Here is a 25,394-nt window from a genome sequence, read left to right on the forward strand (position 1 = left end):
ATGTTTTCATAAAGCTTATTTCTTTTTCTGATATTCAGCAATTGTTAATAACAAAGAGGGTAATAATATTAAGTTAGTAATCATCGCTACTAAAAGCGTAATAGAAACCATTACACCCATTGCTGCTGTACCGCCAAAGCTTGATACTGCGAAAATAGAGAAACCACAGAAAAGAATAATGGCAGTATAAATCATACTTAAACCTGTACCGAAAATACTATTGGTGATGGCTTGTGACACAGTATGTCCTTTTTCATATAATTCCTGACGGTACCTTGTCAAGAAATATACCGTTCCATCTGAAGCAATACCGAAAGTAATGCTGAATACTAAAATAGTAGAAGGCTTAAAGTGAATATCTAAAAAGCCCATCAATCCCGCCGTCAGTGCCAAGGGAATTAAACAAGGAAGTTTTGATAGAATAATTACTGGGATAGAACGGAATAAAACCATTCCAACGACAGCGATTAAGCCGATAGCAATCAATAAACTTTCGTATAGATTCGATAATAAATAATCGTTACTCTTCAAGAAAACCAAACTATGACCCGTCAGGCTCACTTTATATTCTTTAGGGTCAAAAATAGCATCAACTTGTGGGCGAATTTCATCAATGAGCTCTTTCATACGCAAAGAACCAACATCTGCCATTTGGAAACTGATACGTGTAACGCTTTTATCTTCATTCAAAAACGATTTGAATTGCTTAGAGGATGCACCACCATTTTGCACATATTCCGTTAGTTTAGAAAGCTCCAACACGTTTGGCAAGATAAAATACTTGGCTTCGCCACCTTTATAAGATTGGTACAGGAATCTGGTAGCTTCTACAATCGACAAAGGCTTTGAGAACTCTTTATAAGCACGCATTTTGTTTTGCAACGCCTTTATTTTGTATAATGTTTGCGCCTGATTATCAAAAATCCCATTAGGTCTTTTAGTATCAATCATGATTTCAAAAGGTAAAACACCATTGAAATTCTTTTCAAAAAACCTTAAATCAGTATAGATAGGGTCATTTTTAGGCAAATCGTCTACGACATAACCAATTACTTGTACTTTGGTAATGCCATAAGCAGAAATTAACACTACCACAAAAACCGCTGAATAAATGACACTTCGCTTGTTATGCACCAAGTAGTTGATTTTAGACAAAAATGTGTTAATCCATTTTACCTCTAAATGCTTTAAGTGGCGAGACTTTGGCAGTCCCATATAGAATAATGCAATCGGAATTAAAAAGATACAAATGAGGTAAGTAATGATAACATTAAGCGCCGCTATTACCCCAAATTCAACCAAAAGGCTACTATTCGTAAAGTAAAAAACACCAAAGCCAATGGCCGTTGTAACGTTTGCTAAGAAGGTAGAAAGTCCGATACCTGTAACCATATTGGTCAAGGCAACGTCTTTATTGCCATGCGAGACTAATTCAGCTTGGTATTTATTAATTAAAAAGATAGCATTTGGAATCCCGATTACAATTAATAATGGCGGAATGAGACCCGTAAGAATCGTGATTTTATAACCCAATAATTGAAGTGTTCCTAGTGAAAAGATTACACCAATCAATACTACAAAAATAGATAGAATCGTAAAACGAATAGAACGGAAGAAGAACCAAAGGATTAAGCCCGTAATCAAAATGGCTAAACCCATAAAAAGCTTCATTTCTTTAGAAACTTTCAACATGGTAGCCGTACGAATAAAGGGCATACCCGAATAGTGTAATTCTGTTTTAGTCTTTATTGAAAAATCATTGGCTATTCTTTTGATTTCGTTGACAATCGCTATTCTTTTGGCTGAGTTGAGTGTCTTTTCATTGAAAGTAATGGCCATTAAAGCTGTATTGGTTTCATGGTTAATCACCATGCCTTCATAAAACTTCAAGGCTAACACTTTTTGCTGAATTGAATCTAGCTCAGCTTGCGTAATTGTAGCACTACTATGAATCGGTACTACTTCAAATTTTTTAAGAGAATCATTCCGTTTTAACTCGTATAAATTAGCGATTGAAATGATATTTTTGATACCTTCTAAACGCTTAATATCTTCTGTAAGTTTAACTAGATTTTGGTATTTCTCTAACTCAAAAAGTTTGGGTGATTGCCAGCCAATCACCATGATACTTCCGTCTTCGCCAAATCTTTTACGAAATTCTTGGTATTCTTTTTCGATAGGGTCGTAAGAAGGTAAAATCCTTGCTATTTCATACGAAAGCTCAATTTTACTAGCTTCAAAACCCATAAAAACAGTTGAACTAAGAATAATTCCTATCCAAAGAAGGCGATATTGGATAATTAATTTGGCAATTGTATTCCACATAATAATATGATTTTGGAATCCTGATGTGTTACAAAAGGATTATTTCCTGAATAAAATATTCAGGGGAAAGTGGTCGTGCTTTTCATTTTTAGAGGATATTACTAAATAAGAAAAGCGATAAATTGATAAAACTAATGATTGAATAACGAAAACAATCAAAGTCATTGTAAAGATTTTATGAAATTGTTTAATATTAAAGAACTCACGGAGCATTTTTGGCAATAAAATGCTCAAATAAAATTTGATAAAAATGATATTTAAAAAATGATGTCGGTTCAAATGGGAAGGCTACTAGCGAAATGTTTCTAAGGGAATAAATCGAAGGAAAAATCTCACGGTGAGCATCAATTGTATTTAAGGAAAGTAGTATACGAATGTTTGAATTGATATGATGGCGTTCACTAGGGCTATCAATTTTGCATTTATTTTTACCAAAATGATGTACTTGTTGTACCGAAAGCGTTCGTCCATAAACCGAAAGCATAAGTATCTGACACACCAAAAATGTGCTAAATAACCGCATTATGAAAGATTTTTTTTGCATATCAGGATGCAAAAATACAGTGTTTTTTGTTAGAAAGAAAGAATTTTACAGGAGGACTTTAGGACGAAAGACACAAGACTTTTAGACACAAGAAGCTAGACACAAGACATAAGAGCTAAGATTTTATATTTTCATTTTAGTCTTGCATCTTATGTCTTTCGTCTTAAAGTCTCCATCTATTTCTTAACCTTCACTTCAACACCTTCTCTAATTTCTTCAGTAGCTACTTTTGCTAATTGGTCGCCTTCGGATAAGTCACCATAGATTTCTACTTTACCATCTGCCTCTCTGCCTTTTCTTACTTCTATCCAAACAGCTTTGTTATCTACAATTTTCACAACGAATACTTTTTCTGGAGCATTCGCTACAGCAGCTTTAGGAACGACAAAGGTCTTTTCTGTAGCAGGGAAGGATATTTTTACTTCAGCAACCATCCCAGGCAATAGTTTTTTACTACTATTATCAATGTCCATTTCAATTCGTTCTGAGCGGAACTTTGTATCTAATGCTCCTGCTACACGATTGATTTTAGCTTTGAATACTTCACTTGGAAATGCTTTTACCGTGAAAGTTATCTCATTTTTTTCGCCCAAATACGAAGTATACGCTTCTGGTATTAATACAATTAAGCGTAATTTTTTCTGATCTTGTAAAGTAAACAGAGGGAACTCAGAGCCTTTTCCTGAAGGACCAACATAAGCACCCACACTAATATTACGAGCAGTAATAAAACCATTAAAAGGAGCTCTGATTTCTAAGTAGTTCTTGTTATCAGCAATTTCTTTATAGCCTGATTTAGCAGCATCCAATTGTGCAAAATCAGCATTTTTACGTGCTAAAGCTTGGTCTAACTCGTTTGGCGAAATTGTCCCAGGTGTTTTACTAGTTTGTAAAAGACGGTCATAATTAGCTTTACTAGCCGCATATACCGCTTCCTGTGATTGTAACCTTGATGCTGACGTCGCTAATTGAGCTGATAACTCTGGTGCTTCCATCGTGACCAACAATTGCCCCTCTCTTACTTCTGAACCAACATCTACGTTCATTTTCTTGACAAAACTGTTTACTTTGGCATATAAATCAACGCTATGCTTGGCGATTAATTCTCCAGGAATTTGAATATTAGTTGACATCATTCCTTTTTCCAAAGAAAAGGTCTCTATGCTATGCACCGTTGGCGTTTGTGTTTTCTCTTCTTTTTTAGCTTCAGAAGAACCACAACTGTTTAAAAGTATTGTGGCCGTAAAAAAGCCAGCAATAGTAAAAATTGAATTGATAACTTTTGATTTCATGGTCTTATTTTTTAGCTGTAAGCTAAAAGCTTTTGAGCCTTTAGCTTTTAAGTTATATCTATGTCTCGGATAATATTAATTACCAATATCTCTTTTATAAATCGTAGGAATATAGTGTTTACTTTCCTCATCTTCTGGGTCTAAGGAAACAGATTCTATCGATGTTTTCTCTTGGAACCAAGCAAATACCAAAGGCAGAATAATTAATGCTGCAAAGGTTGAAGCAATTAAGCCACCAATAACGGCACGTGCCAGTGGCGAAGTTTGGTCGCCACCTTCGCCTAGGCCAGAAGCCATCGGAATCATGCCTACTACCATAGCCACACTAGTCATTAAAATAGGGCGAATCCTCAAAGCAGCCGCTTCTTTAGCTGCTTCCAAAGCATTCCCCGATACTTTTCTTAATTGTTCAGCATTGGTAATTAATAAAACAGCATTAGCGATAGATACCCCAACCGACATGATGATACCCATATAAGATTGCAAGTTCAAGGTAGAGTTAGTCAACCTCAACATTACTAACGAGCCTAATACTACGGCTGGAATAGTGGTAAGAATCACGATAGATACTTTGAATGACTGGAAGTTTGCTGCCAGCATCAAGAAAATAACAATAATAGCTACTAATAACCCTGACTGTAAACTATCTAACGTTTCTGTCAAAACCTTACTTAAACCAATTGGCTCAACGGTTAATCCGCGAGGTAATTCTCCTAGTGAAGCTATGGCTTTACTTACGTCTTCCGTAGCTGTTCCTAAATCCTTCTTGTATAAATTGGCTGTTACCGAAAGCGTAGGCATAGCCCCTAAATTATCGTTTTCGCCATAAATAGTATCACTTTGAATCGTGGCTACATCACTTAGAACAGGTCTTGCTGAATTTTTCAACAAAGCAATCTCTCCGATATCACCTATACTCGTCATTTTATTTTCAGGAATTTGTACTTGTACACTGTAAGTCAGCCCTGATTTTTCATCTACCCAAACGCTCTTGTCAGTATAACGCGAAGATGAAGTTGAGGCAGTGAGCGTTCTAGAAATATCATTCATATCAACGCCTAATTGCGAAGCCCTAACACGGTCGATATTAATATTAATCGCTGGGTACTTGATAGGCTGTCCTAGCTGTACGTCACGCAAATAGCTAATCTGACTTAATTTTTCGATAAGCTTCTTCGCATATTCTTCATTGTTCTTCTTGCTTCTACCTGCCAAACGTACTTCAATAGGCGTTGGCGAACCTTGACTTAATATTTTTTCAGTCAATTCGATAGGTTCAAAAGAAAGCTTCAAATCTGGAATAGTAGCTTTGATTCTTTTTCTAAAGTCATCTTTTAACTCCTCTAAATCAGTTTCATATTCTTCATTTAACTGAACTTGTAAAACTGCTTCTTGAGGACCACTCATGAATAAGTAAATCGGACTCGTTGAGAAAAGTCCAGGGTGTTGTCCGATAAATGATGATGTAATGGAAATGTTTTCTTTACCCACCATTTTTTCAAGAATGGCAATCGATTGAATCAGTTTCTGTTCCGTCCGTTCAATCCTTGTTCCTTCTTTGGCACGCAAGCGTACTTGAAATTGTCCACCATTAGTCTTTGGTAAAACATCTCTACCAATCGTACTGAGAAATAGAAAGGCTGCTCCTGAAATAATTACTAAGTAACCAACCACCACGAGTTTACGAAAAGGAATGATTCTTTCAAGAAATGAGAGGAAAGAATTTCTGAATCGGTCGAATAAACTTAGTTTTTTAGCAGGATGTTCTACATGACCTTTCTTCTGGGTAATCTGGTTAAATTCTGATTCAACAGTAATATTAGAGGCAATAAAATCTTCATTATCGTGCAAATTGGTAGTATGTGATTGCTCATGCTTATGTCCTTTCATAATCCAGTTGGCCATGATAGGCACAAAGGTTTGTGATAAAAGAAAGGAAACCAACATCGAAAACCCAATGGCTAGTGCCAAGGGTAAAAACAAAGCACCCGGAATACCCGTCATCGTGAAAGCAGGTGCAAATACGGCTAAAATACAGAAAAGAATCAATAGCTTCGGAAAGGCAATTTCTTTACAAGCATCCCAGATGGCCAATGCCTTGGGCTTGCCGAGGTCTAAATGTTGGTGGATATTCTCAATGGTCACCGTGGACTCATCGACCAAAATACCAATAGCTAATGAAAGACCGCTCAGCGTCATGATATTGATGGTTTGACCACTTAATTGCAAAAAGAGTACGCCTGCAATAACCGACGTTGGAATGGTCAGAATTACAATTAAAGCACCACGAGCATCCCCTAAAAATAGCAAAACCATCAAGCCCGTTAAGATGGCACCAATGGCCCCTTCGGTCAGTAAGCTTTTTACAGAGTTGATTACATAAACTGATTGGTCAAACTCATAAGAGAGTTTTACATCTTCTGGTAAAAGACTTTGTAAGCGAGGGAGGTTCTTTTTGAGGTTTTGAACAACTTCCCATGTAGAGGCAGTAGATGATTTGGTAATTGCCAGATACACAGAACGTTTGCCATTGATTAAAGCATAACTTCCTGTAATGTCGGCACCATCTTCTACTACCGCAACATCCCGCATATAAAGGTTTTGTACTCCGCCCTTAAATAAAGGAATGTTTTCAAAATCTTTAATGGTTTTAATGGTTGTGTTGGCGGGCGTAATGTAGTTATAATTGCCTACCCGCACATTTCCAGAAGGAGATGTTTGATTGTTTAGACGAATGGCTTCAACAATTTGGTCAACCGTCATATTATGCGACCGCATCAGTTCTGGGTCAGCTTTGATGACTACCGTTCGCACGTTTCCTCCAAATGGAGCAGGTGAAATTAACCCTGGAATAGATGTAAAAGAGGAACGAATGTAAGTATTGGCAAGGTCTGATAATTCATTATTCGACCGTATCGGGCTACTTAGTACTAATTGTCCTACGGGTAAAGTAGAGGCATCAAAACGTAAAATAAAAGGCGGTTGTGAACCAGGCGGGAAAATAGCTTGGGCTCGGTTACTAAAGGCTGAAACCTCTGCTGCGGCCTGAGCCATGTTAGTACCTTGATAAAAAGTAAGTTTCATCAAGGTTAAGCCTTGTATATTTTTGGTTTCTATACTTTTAACCCCTGAAACGTATAATAAAAGATTGACATACTGACGCCCGAAAAAAGACTCCATTTGGGTAGGCGTATAGCCACCAAATGGGTGAGAGATATAAATTACGGGCATATTCATATCTGGGAAAATATCAATTTTGATATTCCGAATGGCATTGATACCAAAGAATAACAAGCCCGCTACTAATACAAGTATTGTGATAGGTTTGCGTAAAGCTGTTTTAATTAAATTCATTATTATCTGGCTTGTTTGATGAGTAAATCGAAATCTCCGTTGCTGGCCGCTTTAAGGACTAAAGCTTGCCAAACATTGGCATAAGCTACACTAATATTAGTTTCGGCTCTGTTCAATACAAATAAAGCTTGCGTCAGGTCGATGATGTTTGATAATCCGTTTTTATACAACACGGCTTTTTGTTCATAAGCATTGCGGGCGGCCTCTAATTGAATTGGAGATTCTTTATAAGTAAGCAAAGCATTTTCGATGCGTTGGTCTGCTAAAATCATCTGACTTTCCAATTGGTTTTCCGTCAAATCATATTCGCTTTTTAAGCCTTCGCTAATAAACTGCTGTGCTTTGATTTGATGGTTGATTTTGGTCGGTGACATGAAATTCCAGAACATACCCGCACCTACAATGAAATTGCTTCTAGATGGAGCAATTCCTGAAAAATAACTTTGGTCAACGTGATGATTATCAGGAGAATAGTCATAGTCAAAACCAGAGGCTTTAGACTGAAAAGCACCGAATAAGCTGATAACTGGTAGCTTGTTTCTACTCAATAATTTTTGTGTATTATTAGCGATAGTAATACGAGATTTAAGGAACAGCAACGTTGGGTTATTTTCAATAGCTAATGATGAACCAAGTTGACTTGGAATTTTAGAGAAATACAGGCTATCTAACTGAAAATGTTTAGCCGACGTATTTAATAAAATAGCTAATTGATTACTTGCTTGGATTTCAAGGTTTTGTGCATCAATCTGGCTAAGTTTTGCATTAGAAACTTCTGCATTGGCAATAGAAGAATCTACTCCTGCATTCAACCCACTTAAAGTTCTAGCTTTAATTACTTCACGCAAGGCCACTACTCTTTTATGGTTTTGTTGGCTGATTTCTACAAATTTTTGTGCCGCCAACAAATTAAAATATGCAGCCGTAATTTTGATAGTATGCGCAAATTTTTCTTGCAAAACATCTAAGGAATCTCTTGATACTTGCGACTTGGCGATATCTACGGTAGCTTTTAAACGACCAAAGGTATAAACATCCCAATTGACGTTAGAAGCATACAAAGCACCGAAAGCAGTATTCCAGTTTTGGCTTGCAGAGCTCGGACCAGAAGCCGCCATTCCTACACCTCTATAAGAATAGAGTGAGCCAAACTGACCATTCGCTGTACCATAATTATTTTGAATCGCCACGTTTACATCAGGAAGAAACTGCTTTTGTGCATTTATTACCAAGGCTTGTGACGCTTTTAGATAACTATTTTTGGCTTTAATTGAATTGTAATTTTCTAAGCCAAGCTGAATCGCATCTGTTAGTTTCAAGAAATGGTCTTGTGCAAGTGAAAACCTGCAAGGCAACAGAAAGGCGAAAAATAATAAAATGCGTTGGTATTTTATTTGAATCATAATGTTAAGTATTGCTATTGAATGGAAGTGCTCATGCTGATAGTCTATTTGGTTGACCAAATATATTCAAACATTTTGGTTTGCTTTATAGGCTATTGTATCATTTTGATATATTTATAGATGTTTGGAAATATAATACCCTCTAAAAAAAATAGGAATAGAATGTTTCCTAGAAAAAATAAAAAAATATAAATAAATCAAGAATTGGTTAATTTTACGCCTTAGTTAAATAATATCTTTTCTCTTTTGAAAGTTCATCGTAACGGTCTTATTAACTGATTGATTAATTTACAGATAACGATTTCCTAACATTGGAAGGATAATTTTGAACTTTTAACAATCTTCATTGCTATCAACAATATGAAAAGACACATCCTCCTTTTTTTACTCTTTACTATTGCAACAAAGACCTTGGCTCAACCCATGAGCTATTCTATGAAAAATACGCATGCACACAATGATTACTTGCATGATTTACCTTTTTATGAAGCATATGCTTTGCACTTTGGAATGATTGAAGCCGATGTTTTCAAACAAGGAGAAGAGTTGGTAGTGGCACATGAAAAAGAATCCATTCTTCTGAACCGTACTTTCAAATCGTTATACCTTGAACCATTATTGAAGCAAATCAATCAGAATAATGGAAAGGCCTATCAAGACGGACAACGCCTACAATTATTAATTGACATTAAAGAAGATGGAGCGGAAGCTTTGAAACTTTTAGAAACACAATTAAAGCCTTATCGTAACTATTTTGATTTAAAGCATAATCCTAATGCCGTTCAGATTGTTATCAGTGGTGATATGCCATTAAGTATAGACTTTGATAAATTTGATGATATTTTCTACTTTGATGGTCGCCCTAGACAAAGCTATTCGCCTAAAAGTTTTGAAAGAGTTGCGTTAATCAGTACTAGTATCACAGATTTTACGCGTTGGAATGGCAAAGGTCTCATTACAGCACCGCAGTACCTAAAGATTAAGAATTTTGTTGATTCTGTTCATCACATCGGAAAGCAAGTTCGGTTTTGGGCAGTTCCTAATTCGCTGACAGCTTACAAAGCTTTGATGAAATTAGAGGTTGATTATATAGGTTCGGATAATTTATCAGAATTGGCGAACTATATTAAAAACTTAACAGCTTACTCAGGTAAGCCTATTGCTCAACACATTCCTTATTTGCCTACCTATCAATCAGATGGAATAAAGAAGCCTTCTAAGAATGTGATTTTCTTGATTGGTGATGGCATGGGTTTAGCCCAAATTTATAGTGGAATAGCTGCCAATGGTGGAAAATTAAACTGGATGAATTTTAAAAATATTGGTTTCTCTAAAACTAATTCGGCGGATAGTTTTTGTACCGATTCTGCGGCAGGAGCAACCGCTTTTTCAACAGGTGAGAAAACGAATAATCGTTACATAGGGATGAATACCCAACAGCAACCGTTAGAAAACATATCGGAAATTTTAGACAAAAAGAAGATAAAAGTAGGGTTGGTGGTTTCGGAAGAAATCACAGGGGCCACCCCAGCGAGTTTTTATGCGCATGAACCCGAAAGAGATTGGTTCCAATTGATTGCAGATGATTTACCTAAAAGCCCAATTTCATTAACGATTGGGGCGGGAATAGAATCTTTTAGAGCGGAAACACTAGAGAAACTAAAGAAAAATGGGAAAGTATTTACGACCATTGAAGGGCTAAAAAAGGCAAATACGAAAGAGAAAGCTTTTGTATTTGTTGATAAAAACGAAGTGCGTCCTAAGCATGAAGGCAGAGGAGAATATCTTTCTGAAGCTTTTGATGCCGCAGTGAAACAATTAGAGCTTACGTCTCCAAATGGTTTTTTCCTGATGTTAGAAGGCTCAAAAATTGATTGGGGTGGTCATGCCAATCAGTTAAATTATGTTGCCAACGAAATGCTTGATTTTGATAAAGTAATAGGTAAAGCCCTAGAATATGCTGATAAAAATGGAGAAACGACTATCGTGATTACGGCTGACCATGAAACAGGAGGTTTATCATTATTAGATGGTGATTTTAAAACGGGTAAAATAGAGGGGAGTTTCAGTACCAGCGATCATTCGGGCATTATGGTTCCAGTAGTTGCTTATGGACCTAATGCACAACTTTTCAGTGGATTTTATGAAAATAATACTATTTTTGAGAAGTTGCTTCAATGTTTACGGATTAAGTGATGAGCTTTGAGCCGTGAGCAGTAAGCTTTTTTAATGCTCACAACTCACGGCTCAAAGCTTAAAGCCAAATATGCTTTCTTCTCAACTAACATATATTTTTGAAAACCTTAGTATTGCAAATCTTAATTATTTAACGATTTTAAAGCATAGTTCTTCGCTCATTGCTACGGATGAAAAAGGTTTTTTTGATCTTCAACCTGACAAGATTGAACTGAACTTTGTAGAAATACCTGTTTACCTCACTCGAACAGACTTTGTTACCGTTTCCGTCAGGCAAGAAGATAATAGCATTAAACTTTCATGTGAATGTAATGCCCCCATCAAGAATCTCTGTGAACACCAAGTACAAGTATTACTCAATCTGACTGAACGCCAAAACCTTAGGGTGTTTTTTGATGATGCTTTGCGGTATAATAAAATGTTAGCTTTTGCTAAAGATTATGGCTTAGAACAAGAGAAAAACTTGGATGACTATTTCCAACTAGAATATAACCCATTCAAACTTTCAATAAAACCTAAATTGAAAGAATTAATAGCAGTTAATCAAACGACGAACTCGTTGTTAAGCACGTCTTTATTACCACAGCCTCTTGCCAAAAAACAGTCCTTGTTTTCTTTGGAAGAAACATCCAAAAAGATAATTGTATTGGGGAAACACCGCTATTATGACCATCTGGTAGTAGAGCTATATGAAGTGCAAACGACCAAGGATGGTAAGGTGAAAAACCCGCTAAAAATAGTTGACCCCCTTGATTTTATTTGGAAAACTACTGATATAGAGGAAGTTAAATTTTATTCAAGCATTATCAAGTTTCAACAACCTAATCATGAAAAATCATCTAAAACACTTTTTGAGGGATTAAAAGCTTTGGCTAGAAATCCACTAAAGTTAGATGTCTTTTTTCATGACGTTAAACTTTCAGAGAAAGTAAATGCTAATACTATTGTCCCGATTGAGTTAAAAACGCTCAAAATGGACGTGAAGATGCAGATAGATTATAAAGACATCTTTCATGAAGTTTCGGCTCAATTATTTATCAACGAAAAGGCTTATGAGCTAAAAAACCTATCTGTCAAATTCGATTATTTTACCCAAGTGGCCAATACGTTATATCTGATTGAAAATCCTGATTTCTTAAGAATCATTACTTTTTTCAAGCAGAATAACCATAAAATCTTGGTTCATCATACCAAGTTTGAAGAGTTTCAGCACAATATTCTGAACAAACTTGAACATAAAATACAGGTAAATTATTCTTATATCAGACCCGCAACACCTGCCCAAATTGAAGAAAAAGCTTTTGACACAAGTCAGCAAAAAATTATTTACCTGTCTGATTCAGAAGACTATATTTCAATTACACCTGTAATAAAATATGGGAATACAGAAGTGCCAATCCTTTCTAAAAAGCAGATTTATGTAAGTGATTTCAATGAGAATGTTTTTCTGTTGGAAAGAGACCAAGAAGCAGAAGTCCAATTTACAGCCAATTTATTGAAGCAACATCAAGCCTTTGAAGAACAACTAGACCACGAATATTTCTATTTGCATAGAGGACAGTTTTTAGATGAAGGTTGGTTTTTGGATGCTTTTGAAGAATGGCAAAGCCAAGGCATTACTATTTTGGGCTTTAATGAGCTCAAAGAAAATAAGCGAAATTATAACAAAATAAGGGTGTCGGTCAGTGTAACGAGTGGTATTCATTGGTTTGAAACCGAACTCTCTGTGCGTTATGGAAAACAACAGGTTTCTTTAAAACAACTGCAAAAATCTGTTAGAAATAGGACTAAATATGTACAATTGGGCGATGGTACTTTAGGTATTTTACCAACAGAATGGATACGACAATTCACAGAATATTTTCAAGAAGGCATTATTGTTGAAGAAAAAATTAGAGTTCCGAAGAGCAATTTTTCTGAAATAGCAAGGATGTATGAAGAAGAGTTTTTGGCAGATGAAGTAAAACGAGAACTGACGATTTATACTGAAAAACTAAATGCCTTTAAACAGATTGAGCATGTAGAGATTCCGAAAGAGCTTAATGCAACGCTAAGAGATTATCAAAAGGAAGGGCTAAACTGGTTAAACTTTCTGGATGAATTTGGCTTTGGAGGGTGTTTAGCAGATGATATGGGTTTAGGGAAAACGATTCAGATTATCGCTTTTATTTTATCTCAACGCAATAAAAATGTACAAAATACTAACCTGATTGTAGTCCCTACGTCTTTGATATTCAATTGGGAGGCTGAAGTAGCAAAATTTGCTCCTTCTATTAAAATACTAAGTGTTTATGGGAGTAACAGAATAAAAAACACGAAGAGTTTTGATAATTATGAAATCATTCTGACATCTTACGGTACACTATTATCAGATATTGGTTTCTTGAAAAAGTATCATTTCAATTATGTTTTTCTGGATGAATCTCAAGCGATAAAGAATCCAACCTCACAGCGTTATCAGGCGGCTTGCCTATTGTCTTCTCGTAATAAAATTGTTCTAACGGGTACGCCGATAGAAAACAATACTTTTGATTTATTCGGTCAGCTTTCGTTCGCTTGTCCAGGTCTATTAGGAGGTCGTCAGCATTTTAAAGATCATTATTCTATGCCGATTGATAAGTTCAAAGACCAGAAAAGAGCAAGACAATTACAGCAAAAAATCACTCCCTTTATTTTACGGAGAACAAAGAAACAAGTTGCCCAAGAATTGCCAGATAAGACGGAAGTAGTAGTTTATTGCGAAATGGGTACGCAACAACGGAAAGTATATGATGCTTATGAAAAGGAATTTAGAGATTTTTTGAATAATCAGATAGAAGGAGATATTCCCAAAGAAAGTATGCATATTTTAACAGGTTTGACGAAACTCCGTCAAATTTGCGATTCGCCTGCTTTGTTAAGCGAAGATGAATTTTATGGGAATGAATCTGCTAAAATAGAAGCGTTGTTGGAAGAAATAGAGAATAAATCTCCCGAACATAAAATATTAGTATTCTCGCAATTTGTAAAGATGCTTGAATTAATTAGAAAGGAATTAATAAAACGAGGCATCTCTTTTGAATATTTAACGGGCGAAACTAAAAATAGAGCGGATAAAGTAAATGAATTTCAGGAAAACGAAGGCGTAAGGGTATTTCTGATTAGCTTAAAAGCAGGAGGAACAGGGTTGAATTTAACCGAAGCCGATTATGTGTATTTAGTTGACCCTTGGTGGAATCCAGCAGTTGAAAATCAAGCAATTGACCGTTGTTATAGAATTGGACAAAAGAAAAATGTAGTGGCTGTCAGACTAATTTGTCCGAATACTATCGAAGAAAAAATCATGCTGTTGCAAGCTTCTAAAAATGATTTAGTCAACGATTTAATCAAGACAGATACATCCATGTTGAAATCTTTGACGAAAGATGATTTGTTAAACTTGGTAGGGGGAAAATAGTAGGGGTAGAATAGTATTCCGCCTTATTCTAAGAATAATAATTTTTATTTACTTTTGATTCCCAAATTGGGAATTTTTTGTTATCTTTAGTTTGTTATGAGAATATTCACCAAAGGAACATTAAAGGAGTTTTGGGAGCTACACCCAGATTCAGAAGCATCCCTCAAGACATGGCATGAGGTAAATGAAGAGTATGATTTTAATAGTCCCAATGAAGTAATAACCTTATTCAAAGGTGCTGATACTGTGGGTAATAACCGTATTGTATTTAATATTTGTCGCAATAAGTACAGGCTTATTGCGAAATATGAGTATTCAAAAAAATGGGTGTTTGTAAGATTTGTAGGAACACATAAAGAATATGATAAAATAGGAGATATAAAAAATATTTAAATTGATAAAAATGAAGGAATTAGCTATTAATCTTGATGAAATAATAATTAAGCCGATTACTAATCAAGTAGATTTTGAGAGGGCATCTACATTAATTGATGCTTTAGTCGATGCTGACCTTATTGAAGATGAAGCGACGAGAAATAAAGCCTTAGATATTTTAGATGCAATATCAGTTTTGGCATTAGATTATGAGAAAAAGCATTTCCCAATAGAGAAGCTTGACCCAATTGAATCAATCAAGCAAAGAATAGAAATGCTTAATCTTTCTCAAAAAGAAATTGCAAAATATTTTGGGGGAGAAAATAGAGTTTCAGAGGTGCTTAATAGAAAAAGACCTCTTACTTTAAAAATGGTAAAAAACCTTTATCATGGTTTGGGGATTCCAGCAGAAGTTCTTTTAGCATAAAAACAAAATAAGGCGAGATAAAATCTCGCCCTACGGTTTTAACAAACACCCTCTTTTACTTTTTCTCTTAAAAGCTCAGTAGCTTTAATCATATTTTTTAAGGCTAATTCTGTTTCTGCCCAACGGCGAGTTTTCAAACCGCAGTCTGGATTTACCCATAAATTTCTAGCAGGAATATTCACCAAGGCTTTTTCTAACAGAGCAAGCATTTCATCTGTTTCGGGTACTCTTGGCGAGTGAATATCGTACACACCTGGCCCGATTTCATTAGGATATTTAAAGTCAACAAAGGCATCCAATAGCTCCATTTGTGAACGAGAAGTTTCAATCGTAATCACATCGGCATCCATATCGGCTATGTGTTTGATAATGTCATTAAACTCAGAATAACACATGTGCGTATGAATCTGGGTTTCATCTTTTACCCCCGAAGCACTTAAACGGAAAGCTTGTACAGCCCATTGAAGGTAGTATTCCCAATCGGCACGACGTAATGGCAATCCTTCACGAATAGCAGGCTCGTCAATTTGAATAACTTTGATACCAGCTTTTTCTAAATCTAATACTTCATCCCGAATCGCCATAGCAATTTGGAAGGCTGTGGTTTTGCGAGCTTGGTCATCTCTTACAAAAGACCATTGTAAAATAGTAATTGGTCCAGTAAGCATGCCCTTCATTAACTTTTCTGTTTTAGATTGTGCAAATTCTGACCAACGGACTGTCATAGCAACTGGGCGTTCTACGTCACCATAAATAATTGGCGGCTTTACACAGCGACTACCATAACTTTGTACCCATCCATTTTGCGAAAACACATACCCTGATAATTGTTCGCCAAAATACTCCACCATATCATTGCGTTCAAACTCCCCATGAACCAACACATCTAAGCCAATTTCTTCTTGCCAACGGATAGACTTTTCAATTGCTATCGCAATTTGTGCATCATATTCTTCTTGAGAAATAACACCTTTTTTAAGGTTTGCTCTCAATACACGTACATCATCTGTTTGTGGAAATGAACCAATGGTTGTTGTCGGAAAAAGAGGCAATTTTAAGGTTTCTAACTGCAAAGCCTGACGAACCGCAAAAGGACTTGGTCTATGAGCATCTTGTTCTGTTAAAGCTGCCATCCTAGCTTTTACCTGTGGTTTATGAATCAAGGCTGAATCTTTTCTGCTTTGAATAGCCTTTTGATTTTCAGCGAAATGTTGTGCAAACAAAGGTGCGGACGCTGGCTCAGAAAGCTTTCTTAATACATTTACTTCGATCAATTTTTGTTTAGCAAATGCCATCCAATTTTTGATTTCTGGCGTAAGGACTCCCTCATTTTGTTCTAAATCCAAATCGCAAGGACTGTGTAATAATGAACAAGAAGGTGCAATCATTACTCTTTCTTGCCCTAATATATCAATTGCTTTTTGAATCAATGTCAATGATTTAGCATAATCGTTCTTCCAAATATTACGACCATCCACTACACCAAGGGATAGGATTTTTTCCGTTTTGGCAAAATCTGTTTGTTCAAAAATATCACTTAATTGTGAAGGGCAACGCACTAAGTCAAGATGCAAGGCATCAATATCTAAGGTGGTAGCTACATAAATGTTTTCGCCAGTACATTCAAAATATGTGGCAACCAATATTTTTAAGTTCGGAACAGCCTTTTTGATTTTTTGGTAGGCTTGTTGGAAGGCTATTTGTTCATTTTCTGTCAAATCCAACGTCAAGCAAGGTTCATCTAGTTGTATCCATTTTGCTCCACGTATTGCCAATTCTTGTAGAATATCAATATAAACAGGCAATAGTTTTTCTAATAAATCTATTCTATCAAAGCCCGCTTCCTTTTCTTTTCCTAATAGGAGGAAAGAAACGGGCCCAATCAAGACGGGTTTTGTAACAAATCCCATTTGCTTGGCATCTTCAAAATCGACGATTATTTTATCAGAATATCTTTTAAAATGTTGATTTTTAGTGAATTCAGGAACGATATAATGATAATTTGTATCAAACCATTTGGTCATTTCCATGGCTTTAATATCGAGACCGTCACGTTGTACGCCCCTTGCCATCGCAAAATAAATATCTAATTCACGGTTGGTTTGTCCGTCCACCAAAGCATGGTAACGCTCAGGAATAGCCCCGACCAACAAAGCAGTGTCGAGCATGTGGTCGTATAAAGAGAAATCATTTGAAGGAATCAATGCTATTCCTGCCTCTTGTTGAAGTTGCCAATTCTCTCTTTTGATTTGGCGACCAATCCTAAGCAATTCATCTTTGGTAGATTTTCCTGCCCAAAATTGCTCGCAAGCACGTTTTAATTCTCTTTTGCTACCGATACGGGGGTAACCTAAATTGTGTGTAAACATAGTAATTGTTGTTTTAAGGTTCGTGCCTTATCAAGTGTTGATAAAGCATTTTGGCGTATTCTACAACACGCCGAATGGAACTGAAAACACCACACCGTCATGCATAAAGCATAAGCACACGCTGATTCATTGCTGAAACAGAGTAATATTCGACAAGTATTTTATAAAAATCAATGCGTGAACTAAGCCCTATCTCGTGAGGGAATAGTCATTGAGAAGGTAGGCAAGTCTCCTGACTTGTAACATTTTCTTCACCCTTCTCATTCTTTGAAAAGAACAATGGGCAAAACGGAAGAAAAATCGTTTCTGCTCGAAACCGTTACTTACAGTAGCACGTCTGTTCGTGATTCTCACACGATTCCTTTTTAATTTATGGCGAAAGATTATTCACTTTCCCTTAAAACCAACCTCCTGATTGACGGGTGTTTACTGAGTTACTAAGCAAAGGTATTAATATAAAAATATAATAGATATATTATCCTTATATATTTCAATATTTAGATATTTTAATAATTATTAATGTTTTTAATAGATAAAAAATATAATAAAATTGTAAAATTTAAACAAAATATCTTTTTAATTTTTCTTCCTTGATTATAAGTTTATCACTCCATTAAAATAGTGTCATTGGTGATAGATATTAAGACAGTGTTACGAAAAAATCATGTTTTGATAACAATGCCTTTACTTTCTGGAAATCTTACGTGAATAACTTGCGCCCTCAATTAAAAAGCAAATCCTTACTTTTCTTTTTTTATTACAATTTAATTATATTGTGATTAAATATGAAAATTCCATTTACAACACAACTAAAAATGAACACAAAACTTTTTTTTAAGACCCAATCAACGTTGATTCTTGGTGTCTTAGTTGGGGCGACAGTTGGCATTGCTGCCAGTCCAACTTTTGCCAACAATGTTTCCCTTCTCACAATCAATAAATCTTATGCTTATGAAAAAACACTACTAAACAAAGCTCTCAAAGAGATTACAGTAAAAGGTAGAGTGATTGATGCTAAAACCAAAGAGCCTTTGGCAGGATGTAATATTCTGGTAAAAGATAGCAAACGTGGGGTAAATGCAGATGCCAATGGTAACTTCAGTATTATTGCGGACGAAAATGCAACGTTAGTATTTACATTTGTTGGTTATGAAAAACAAGAAGTAGCTATTGCAGGGAAAAGTACAATTGAGGTAGCGTTGGTATCTACTGCATCAGACTTAGCACAGGTAGTCGTAATTGGTTACGGAAGTTCAACGAAAAAAGATATTACAGGGTCGGTGAAGTCACTGAAAAGTGCAGAATTCAACCAAGGGATTATAAACTCTCCTGAACAACTTTTACAAGGTAAAGTATCGGGCGTAAATGTTACCTCTGCCAGTGGGGAACCCGGAGGAGTACAAAGTATCAGTGTTCGTGGACCAGGCGGTGTAAGAACAGGAAGTACACCACTTTTTGTGGTAGACGGTTTGGCTTTAGATAATTCAAGTAGTGGTGGAGCAACAAACCCTCTTAACTTTTTGAACCCTCAAGATATTGAATCAATAGATGTGTTAAAAGATGCTTCGGCAACGGCTATTTATGGTTCAAGAGGTGCAAATGGGGTAATCTTGATTACTACTAAAAAAGGAAAAGCAGGGTTTTCTTCTTTCAATTATTCTACTAGTTATGGTTTCTCTACGATGGCGAGAGCTTTACCTGTTTTCTCGGCAGATGAATACCGTAAACAAGTTCCTGCTGTAGGTGGTGTGCTAGAAGACTTGAAGGCATCAACCGATTGGCAAAAAGAAATTTCGAGAACAGCCCTTACTAAAAACCATAATATTTCATTAGGTGGTGGTGCTGACAAACTTACCTATTATGCTTCTTTTGGGATTCAAAATCAAGAAGGTATCTTGAAAAACAATCAGTTAGATCGTTATACGGGTCGTATTAATGTAACACAAAAATTATTAGACGACCGTATCAGTATTGATGTAAACTTAAATGCTACCAATACTAATAACGAACGCCCACCAATCACGGGTATTATTGGTACAGCTATTTCTACCAATCCTACTTATCCTGCTTACGACGATAAAGGTCAACCTTACTCTTATGTGAATGGCGTAAACCCATTGACTACCTTGAAGTTAGAAAAAGACGTAACCTCTATTACACGTATCATCGGAAATATTTCTCCTTCTATCAAAATCATTGATGGTTTAGTATATAAATTGAATTTCGGGATTGATAATTCAAGCTCATCTCGTGATTTACAATCATTGGCAAGTGCTGTGCCTTTGCAAGATGGTCGTTTAGAGACAATCAATATTACTAATACTAACCGTTTGATTGAAAACTATTTGACTTATACAAAGGCCATTAAAGACCATAGTTTCTCAGCTTTAGTAGGACATTCGTATCAAAAATTCATGTTCCGCGGACGTTCTTATAGCATTAACAAATTTCCAATTTCAGACATCGAGCCTATCTATAATCCGGGCTTAGGACAAGACCTTACTTTGGCAAACAACAAGCCAACAGGTTATGCGACTAATGATGAATTACAGTCGTTCTTCTCAAGAGTAAATTATCAATTTAAAGACAAATATTTATTAACAGCTACGTTAAGGGTAGATGGTTCTTCAAAATTTGGAGCAAACAATAAATATGGTGTTTTCCCTTCTTTCTCGGCAGGCTGGAGAATCTCTGAAGAAGAATTCTTGAAAGGTTCTGCGTTGAGTAATTTAAAAGTAAGAGCAGGTTGGGGACGTACTGGTAACCAAGAAATTCCTTCAAAAATTACTCAGGCTAGATTTACTTCGGTGGTTTCTGCGGGTACTTCTTATCCATTAACTGAAACTGGAGCATATCCTGCAGGAACATCTTATACTAGATTAGCCAACCCAAATATTCAATGGGAACAGTCAACACAAACAGATATCGGTATTGATTTTGGCTTCTTAAATGGTGCTTTGACGGGTACAATTGATGCTTTCAATAAAGTATCTGGAGATATTCTCTTAGAAGTGATTCCTGCTGACCCAGTTCAGCCTGCAGGTACATTCTGGACGAATGTAAACAACATGACAATTACCAACAAAGGATTAGAATTAGAATTGAACTACCGTCGTACATCAGCAAGTGGTTTTACGTATGAAGTAGGTGGAAACATTACTTTTATTGATAACGTTGTTAAAAACTCACCTTATTCAGTTATCCCTTCGGGTTCTGCCTCTGGTTCTGGTTTGACTTCGGCTACTATTAATGGTTATGTGAGTGGCCAACCAATAGGTACGTTCTTCTTGAAAGAATTTACAGGATTTGATGATAAAGGAATCAGTACTTTCCGTGACGTAGATGGCGATGGAATCGTAACTGACAAAGACCGTATTGCAGCAGGAAGTGCCTTGCCAACCAAACAATTTAACTTCTTTGGTCGTGCGAACTACAAAGGTTTTGACTTGTCGATTAACTTCAATGGTGTTGCTGGTAATAAAGTGTATGACAATACAGCTAATGCCAATTTCTATAAGTTAAGACTATCAAAAGGAATTAACACTACAGCCGAAGCCATTGCTTCAAGTAATGAATCAGTTAACAACTCAGCTCCAGTTTCTACAAGATACTTGAAAGACGGTGCTTTCCTTCGTTTGAATAACTTGACTTTAGGATATAATGTAAACACTAAAGCATTGGGTATTAACAAATGGGTATCTACATTAAGACTTTCGGTAACAGGTCAGAACCTAGCAGTATTTACAAAATACGATGGCTATGACCCTGAAGTAAATACAGACAGAACTGTTAATGGTATTACTTCTTACGGAATAGACTATTTAAGTTATCCAAAAGCTAGATCAGTTATTTTTGGCTTAAACATTTCATTTTAATTGACAGAACTGTTATCTGAAAGCAGTTAACGGTTATCTGTTCAATCTTTGGTTTATGTGATGATTGAGAATAATTCATTTTCAAATCTTCAAATCACCAAATTTTTAAATTACAAATCATCGAAATCATGAAAAAGAAAATATATGTACTATTGGCCCTCATGGGTCTTTTAACCATTGAAAGTTGTACCAATCTAGAAGAAGTAGTATTGGATGAATCTTTCACATCAAATCTTTCGGATAAACAAGCTGCTGATGGAATTATTGCTCCTGTGTACGCAAGGCTTCCAGATATTTTCCTACATACCAACTACTTCGCAATCCAAGAAATCTCTACAGACGAGGCAATTTTGCCATATCGTGGGGGAACAGACTGGGGTGATAATGGTATCTATTTAGCACTACATGCTCATACCCAAACAAGTACTGACCCTAATTTAAGATCTACTTGGAACTTTATATTACAGGGAATGTCGCGTGCTATTACGGCAATCAATACACTGCCAAGTTCAAAAGACCCAATTGCTAAAACCTATTTGGCAGAAGCAAGAGGTATGAGAGCTTACTATTCAATGTTGACGCTTGATTTATTTGGCTTAGTATTCGTAAAAGATGACATTGGCGAAAACTCTACTATTTTAAGAGGAGACAAAGCCGTTGAATACATCAAAAGTGAATTATTAGCTGTTGAACCAAGTCTAGAAACATCTGTAGGACCAGGACGATTAACAAAAGGGGCTGTTTGGGGATTATTGACAAGACTTTATTTGAACGCTGCGGTTTATCGTGATCCTTATGCGGCAACAATTACTTTCAAAAATGAAGATTTGGATAAAGTAATTGAATATTCTGATAAAATTATTTCTTCTGGTCAATACCAATTATCAAATGATTATTTCTCAATCTTCAATTCAGATAATCATACGAACAAAGAATTAATTTTTGCCGTTGATCAGCGTGCAGAGCTGAACGGACATAACCGTTTGGCATATTTCTCTCTTTCTGGAGACCAATTTCCACTCCCTGCCTATCCGAATGCTAACGGAACAGATGGCCCAGGGATTACTTCTGACTATTACCGCACTTGGGTGAATGCTTATGCTCCACAAGACCCAACTGTTGACCCTAGATTTTACAAACAAAATTTGTCTATCTATTCAAACCCTGCGGATTCATGTGTTGCGGCTGAGAACTTTAATATCAATCGTGGTATTTTAAGAGGACAACAGTATGGTTTGATTCGTAAAAATGGTGTGTTTGTTAAATGTGGTGATGGAAAGATGAAAGTAGGTAAATTGGTTTATGATACTAGAAATAAGCCAACACTAGCGGTAGATTTCACAGAGAAAATAGACTTTACTACTGAAGGAAGTAATTATAACACTGGTTACAGAGTAGAAAAATATGAATTCAGTAAGAAATCTGTAAGTGGTAGAAATTTCGGTGAGGCCGATATTAGCATTGTGCGTTTGGCCGATGTTTATTTGATGAGAGCCGAAGCAAAATTGCGTAAAAGTAATGATGTGGCTAGTGCCTTATCAGATGTAAATATGATTAGAGCAGCCAGAACTTCGTCTAAGGTAGCTCCAGCACTTAGTGCCATGTCATTGGATATCTTATACCGTGAAAGAGGGTTTGAACTTTATTGGGAAATGCACCGCCGTACAGATATGATTCGTTTTGGTAAATTCGAAGATAAATGGACAGAGAAAACAAATGCCGATAGAAACAAAAGACTCTTCCCAATTCCGCAAACTGCGATTGACGGGGCTTCAAATATTCCAGGATATTTAACTCAGAATCCGAGTTATTAATTCAATAAAAAACGGTTGAGAATCACTTCTCAACCGTTTTTTATTTTAACTATTTTTCTTTCGCCATTTTCGCCCTGACTTTACTAAGAAATTCAGCAGAAATACCAAGGTATGAAGCGATATAATGTTGTGCTACGCGCTGAGGAATCTTTGGATACTTTTTCAGGAAATCAGCATATCGCTCATAAGCAGTTTGGGCAATAGAATTGATTAACCTACTTTGTGTTGCCGACAAGTTTTTCTGTACCAACAATCTAAACTGCCTTTCAAATCGAGGAGCTTTCGTTAATAAATCCTCTTTTTTATCAGGTGTCAATACAAAAATCTCACAGTCTTCTAAAGCTTCTATAAACAGGTCAGAAGGTTTTTGTTCATGAAAACTAGCAATATCACTTACCCACCAATCTTCAATGGCAAATTGTAAGATTACTTCAAAGCCATTTTTATCGATATAATATTTCCGCATACAGCCTTTTATGATAAAGGCTTCGAAATTACATATCTCACCTTCTTGCAATAAAAAGGTCTTTTTCTTAATGGTTTTATATTGAAGATGTTCATTGAAAATGCGTAATTCGTCTTCCGAAAACGTTACATTTTTACAAACATTCTTATTGATTTGTTCGAAATAAGTACTTTGAGGAGCTTGTGAATTCATGTTGTACTACAACTTTTAAGTTGTTTGAAAGATTTAGATTATCCTCAAAAATACTACTATTTTCTAATTATCTTATCCAAATCGCTCTACATCAAAAGCTTTCATATCAATGCTTGTAGGCTGTTCATTCACTAATTCGGCTACTAATTTGCCTGTTGCGGGTCCCAAACTCAAACCCATCATCGAATGCCCTGTGGCAATTACTACATTTTTATGTTTCTTCGTTTTGCCAATATAGGGTAGCCCGTCTGCTGAACAAGGACGATATCCATACCATATTTTATCATTGCTAGGCATCGGAATATCAAAATCAGGAAAGAAATCTTTCACCGATTTTAAGATGCCTTCAACTCTATGATACTGTGGTGGCGTTTTGGTAGAAACTACTTCCATCGTACCTCCAAAACGAATTTTATTGCCATCCATTGATGTTAAAGCTACTCGTCCTTCTGCCAAGATAATAGGATGGTTGATTTTATAAGGAGAATCCTCTAGTGTAATAGAATAGCCACGTCCCGGCATTAGGGGTAAACTTACTTCTACCATTGCTGCCAATTCTCTGCTCCATGAACCCGTAGCAATCACAAAACTGTCGGCTTCATAAGCTTGTTGTTTGGTGATTACTTTCGTGATGTTCCCATTGTTTTTTTCAAAGCGAATTACCTCTTCATTTGCTTTCAATACTACGCCTTTGCTTGTTAAATCCTGTAGTAATACACGCATCAACTTATCTGGATACAAGTGGGCGTCACATTTAAAAAATAACGCACCAAGGCCATTAATTTTAGCTTGTGGTTCAAGGCTTTGTAATTCTTCATAATTCAATAAAGTAACGTCTAAGCCTAATTCCTGTGCTTTCTCAACGGTGTGATGTGCATGGGCTTGTACGCCTTCTGTCTGGAATACTTCTAGCATTCCTTTGTGTTCATAGGCAAAATCAAAGTGAGGTAAACAAGCCCATTCGGCAAATTCGTGTTGGCTCAATAAAGAAATATCTCTCAAGGGAATAGCCGCAGCTGCTACATTTTTTTCAGTCGCACTTTTCATGAATTTCCAACCCCAATCTATCAAAGCGGGATTCAAAGATGGTTTTACATAAAACGGACTTTTAGGATTCAGCATCCATTTTAACCCTTGCCAAATAATGCCAGGTGCTGCCAAAGGAATAAAGTGGCTTGGACAAACATAGCCTGCGTTGCCGTAGGAGCAATTATCCGAAAAATCACCTTTGTCGATAACCGTTACCTGATTACCAGCTTTTTGTAAATAATATGCTGTACTTAAACCAATAATTCCACCTCCGATTACTACTACACTTTTCATATC

At 36.1% G+C, this 25,394-nt stretch carries 14 protein-coding genes and 1 riboswitch; of the genes, 6 read left to right on the forward strand and 8 right to left on the reverse strand.

Translation table 11 applies throughout. The annotated features are described in order from the left end of the window. Positions 1-15: 15 nt before the first annotated feature. The 5 genes from AC1RNE_RS22100 to AC1RNE_RS22120 form a co-directional block, all read right to left on the reverse strand. A complete protein-coding gene (locus tag AC1RNE_RS22100) occupies positions 16-2,325 on the reverse strand; it encodes an efflux RND transporter permease subunit (protein ID WP_492804251.1) in 2,310 nt (769 codons plus the stop codon). A 202-nt stretch (positions 2,326-2,527) separates the two neighbouring features. Next, a complete protein-coding gene (locus AC1RNE_RS22105; protein WP_492804252.1) occupies positions 2,528-2,848 on the reverse strand; it encodes a hypothetical protein in 321 nt (106 codons plus the stop codon). A 197-nt stretch (positions 2,849-3,045) separates the two neighbouring features. After that, positions 3,046-4,161: an efflux RND transporter periplasmic adaptor subunit gene (locus AC1RNE_RS22110; protein WP_492804253.1), complete on the reverse strand. Its 1,116-nt coding sequence runs from the start codon at positions 4,159-4,161 to the stop codon at positions 3,046-3,048. Positions 4,162-4,236: 75 nt separating this feature from the next. After that, entirely contained in the window at positions 4,237-7,515 is a 3,279-nt protein-coding gene (locus AC1RNE_RS22115) for an efflux RND transporter permease subunit (protein WP_492804254.1), read from the reverse strand. A gap of 2 nt (positions 7,516-7,517) precedes the next feature. After that, positions 7,518-8,918 (reverse strand): TolC family protein, encoded by a 1,401-nt coding sequence (locus AC1RNE_RS22120; protein ID WP_492804256.1) that lies wholly within the window; start codon positions 8,916-8,918, stop codon positions 7,518-7,520. Positions 8,919-9,278: 360 nt separating this feature from the next. Between AC1RNE_RS22120 and AC1RNE_RS22125 the strand changes: the two genes are divergently transcribed. From AC1RNE_RS22125 to AC1RNE_RS22140, 4 genes are all read left to right on the forward strand, one after another. Continuing rightward, on the forward strand, positions 9,279-11,114 hold the full coding sequence (locus tag AC1RNE_RS22125) for an alkaline phosphatase (RefSeq protein ID WP_492804258.1): 1,836 nt from the start codon (positions 9,279-9,281) through the stop codon (positions 11,112-11,114). Between the two features lie 70 nt (positions 11,115-11,184). Beyond that, on the forward strand, positions 11,185-14,550 hold the full coding sequence (locus AC1RNE_RS22130) for a DEAD/DEAH box helicase (protein ID WP_492804260.1): 3,366 nt from the start codon (positions 11,185-11,187) through the stop codon (positions 14,548-14,550). Between the two features lie 96 nt (positions 14,551-14,646). Continuing rightward, a complete protein-coding gene (locus AC1RNE_RS22135; protein WP_492804262.1) occupies positions 14,647-14,943 on the forward strand; it encodes a type II toxin-antitoxin system HigB family toxin in 297 nt (98 codons plus the stop codon). A 10-nt stretch (positions 14,944-14,953) separates the two neighbouring features. Continuing rightward, positions 14,954-15,352: a helix-turn-helix domain-containing protein gene (locus tag AC1RNE_RS22140; protein WP_492804264.1), complete on the forward strand. Its 399-nt coding sequence runs from the start codon at positions 14,954-14,956 to the stop codon at positions 15,350-15,352. Positions 15,353-15,390: 38 nt separating this feature from the next. Here AC1RNE_RS22140 and metE read toward each other — a convergent pair whose 3' ends face one another. After that, positions 15,391-17,721: a 5-methyltetrahydropteroyltriglutamate--homocysteine S-methyltransferase gene (metE, locus tag AC1RNE_RS22145; protein ID WP_492804266.1), complete on the reverse strand. Its 2,331-nt coding sequence runs from the start codon at positions 17,719-17,721 to the stop codon at positions 15,391-15,393. 205 nt (positions 17,722-17,926) lie between these two features. Then, positions 17,927-18,144: riboswitch (cobalamin riboswitch) on the reverse strand. 392 nt (positions 18,145-18,536) lie between these two features. On the opposite strand from metE, the gene AC1RNE_RS22150 reads away from it, so the two are divergent. Both AC1RNE_RS22150 and AC1RNE_RS22155 read left to right on the forward strand, forming a co-directional pair. Beyond that, positions 18,537-21,596 (forward strand): SusC/RagA family TonB-linked outer membrane protein, encoded by a 3,060-nt coding sequence (locus tag AC1RNE_RS22150; protein WP_492804268.1) that lies wholly within the window; start codon positions 18,537-18,539, stop codon positions 21,594-21,596. A gap of 128 nt (positions 21,597-21,724) precedes the next feature. Further along, entirely contained in the window at positions 21,725-23,410 is a 1,686-nt protein-coding gene (locus tag AC1RNE_RS22155) for a RagB/SusD family nutrient uptake outer membrane protein (protein ID WP_492804270.1), read from the forward strand. 49 nt (positions 23,411-23,459) lie between these two features. Here AC1RNE_RS22155 and AC1RNE_RS22160 read toward each other — a convergent pair whose 3' ends face one another. Both AC1RNE_RS22160 and AC1RNE_RS22165 read right to left on the reverse strand, forming a co-directional pair. Further along, positions 23,460-24,068, reverse strand: a complete 609-nt coding sequence (locus tag AC1RNE_RS22160) for a Crp/Fnr family transcriptional regulator (RefSeq protein WP_492804272.1) — start codon at positions 24,066-24,068, stop codon at positions 23,460-23,462. A 72-nt stretch (positions 24,069-24,140) separates the two neighbouring features. After that, positions 24,141-25,391, reverse strand: a complete 1,251-nt coding sequence (locus tag AC1RNE_RS22165; RefSeq protein ID WP_492804274.1) for an NAD(P)/FAD-dependent oxidoreductase — start codon at positions 25,389-25,391, stop codon at positions 24,141-24,143. Between the last annotated feature and the right edge of the window lie 3 nt (positions 25,392-25,394).

Source organism: Arcicella sp. GW822-FHT02H01 (assembly GCF_058802005.1).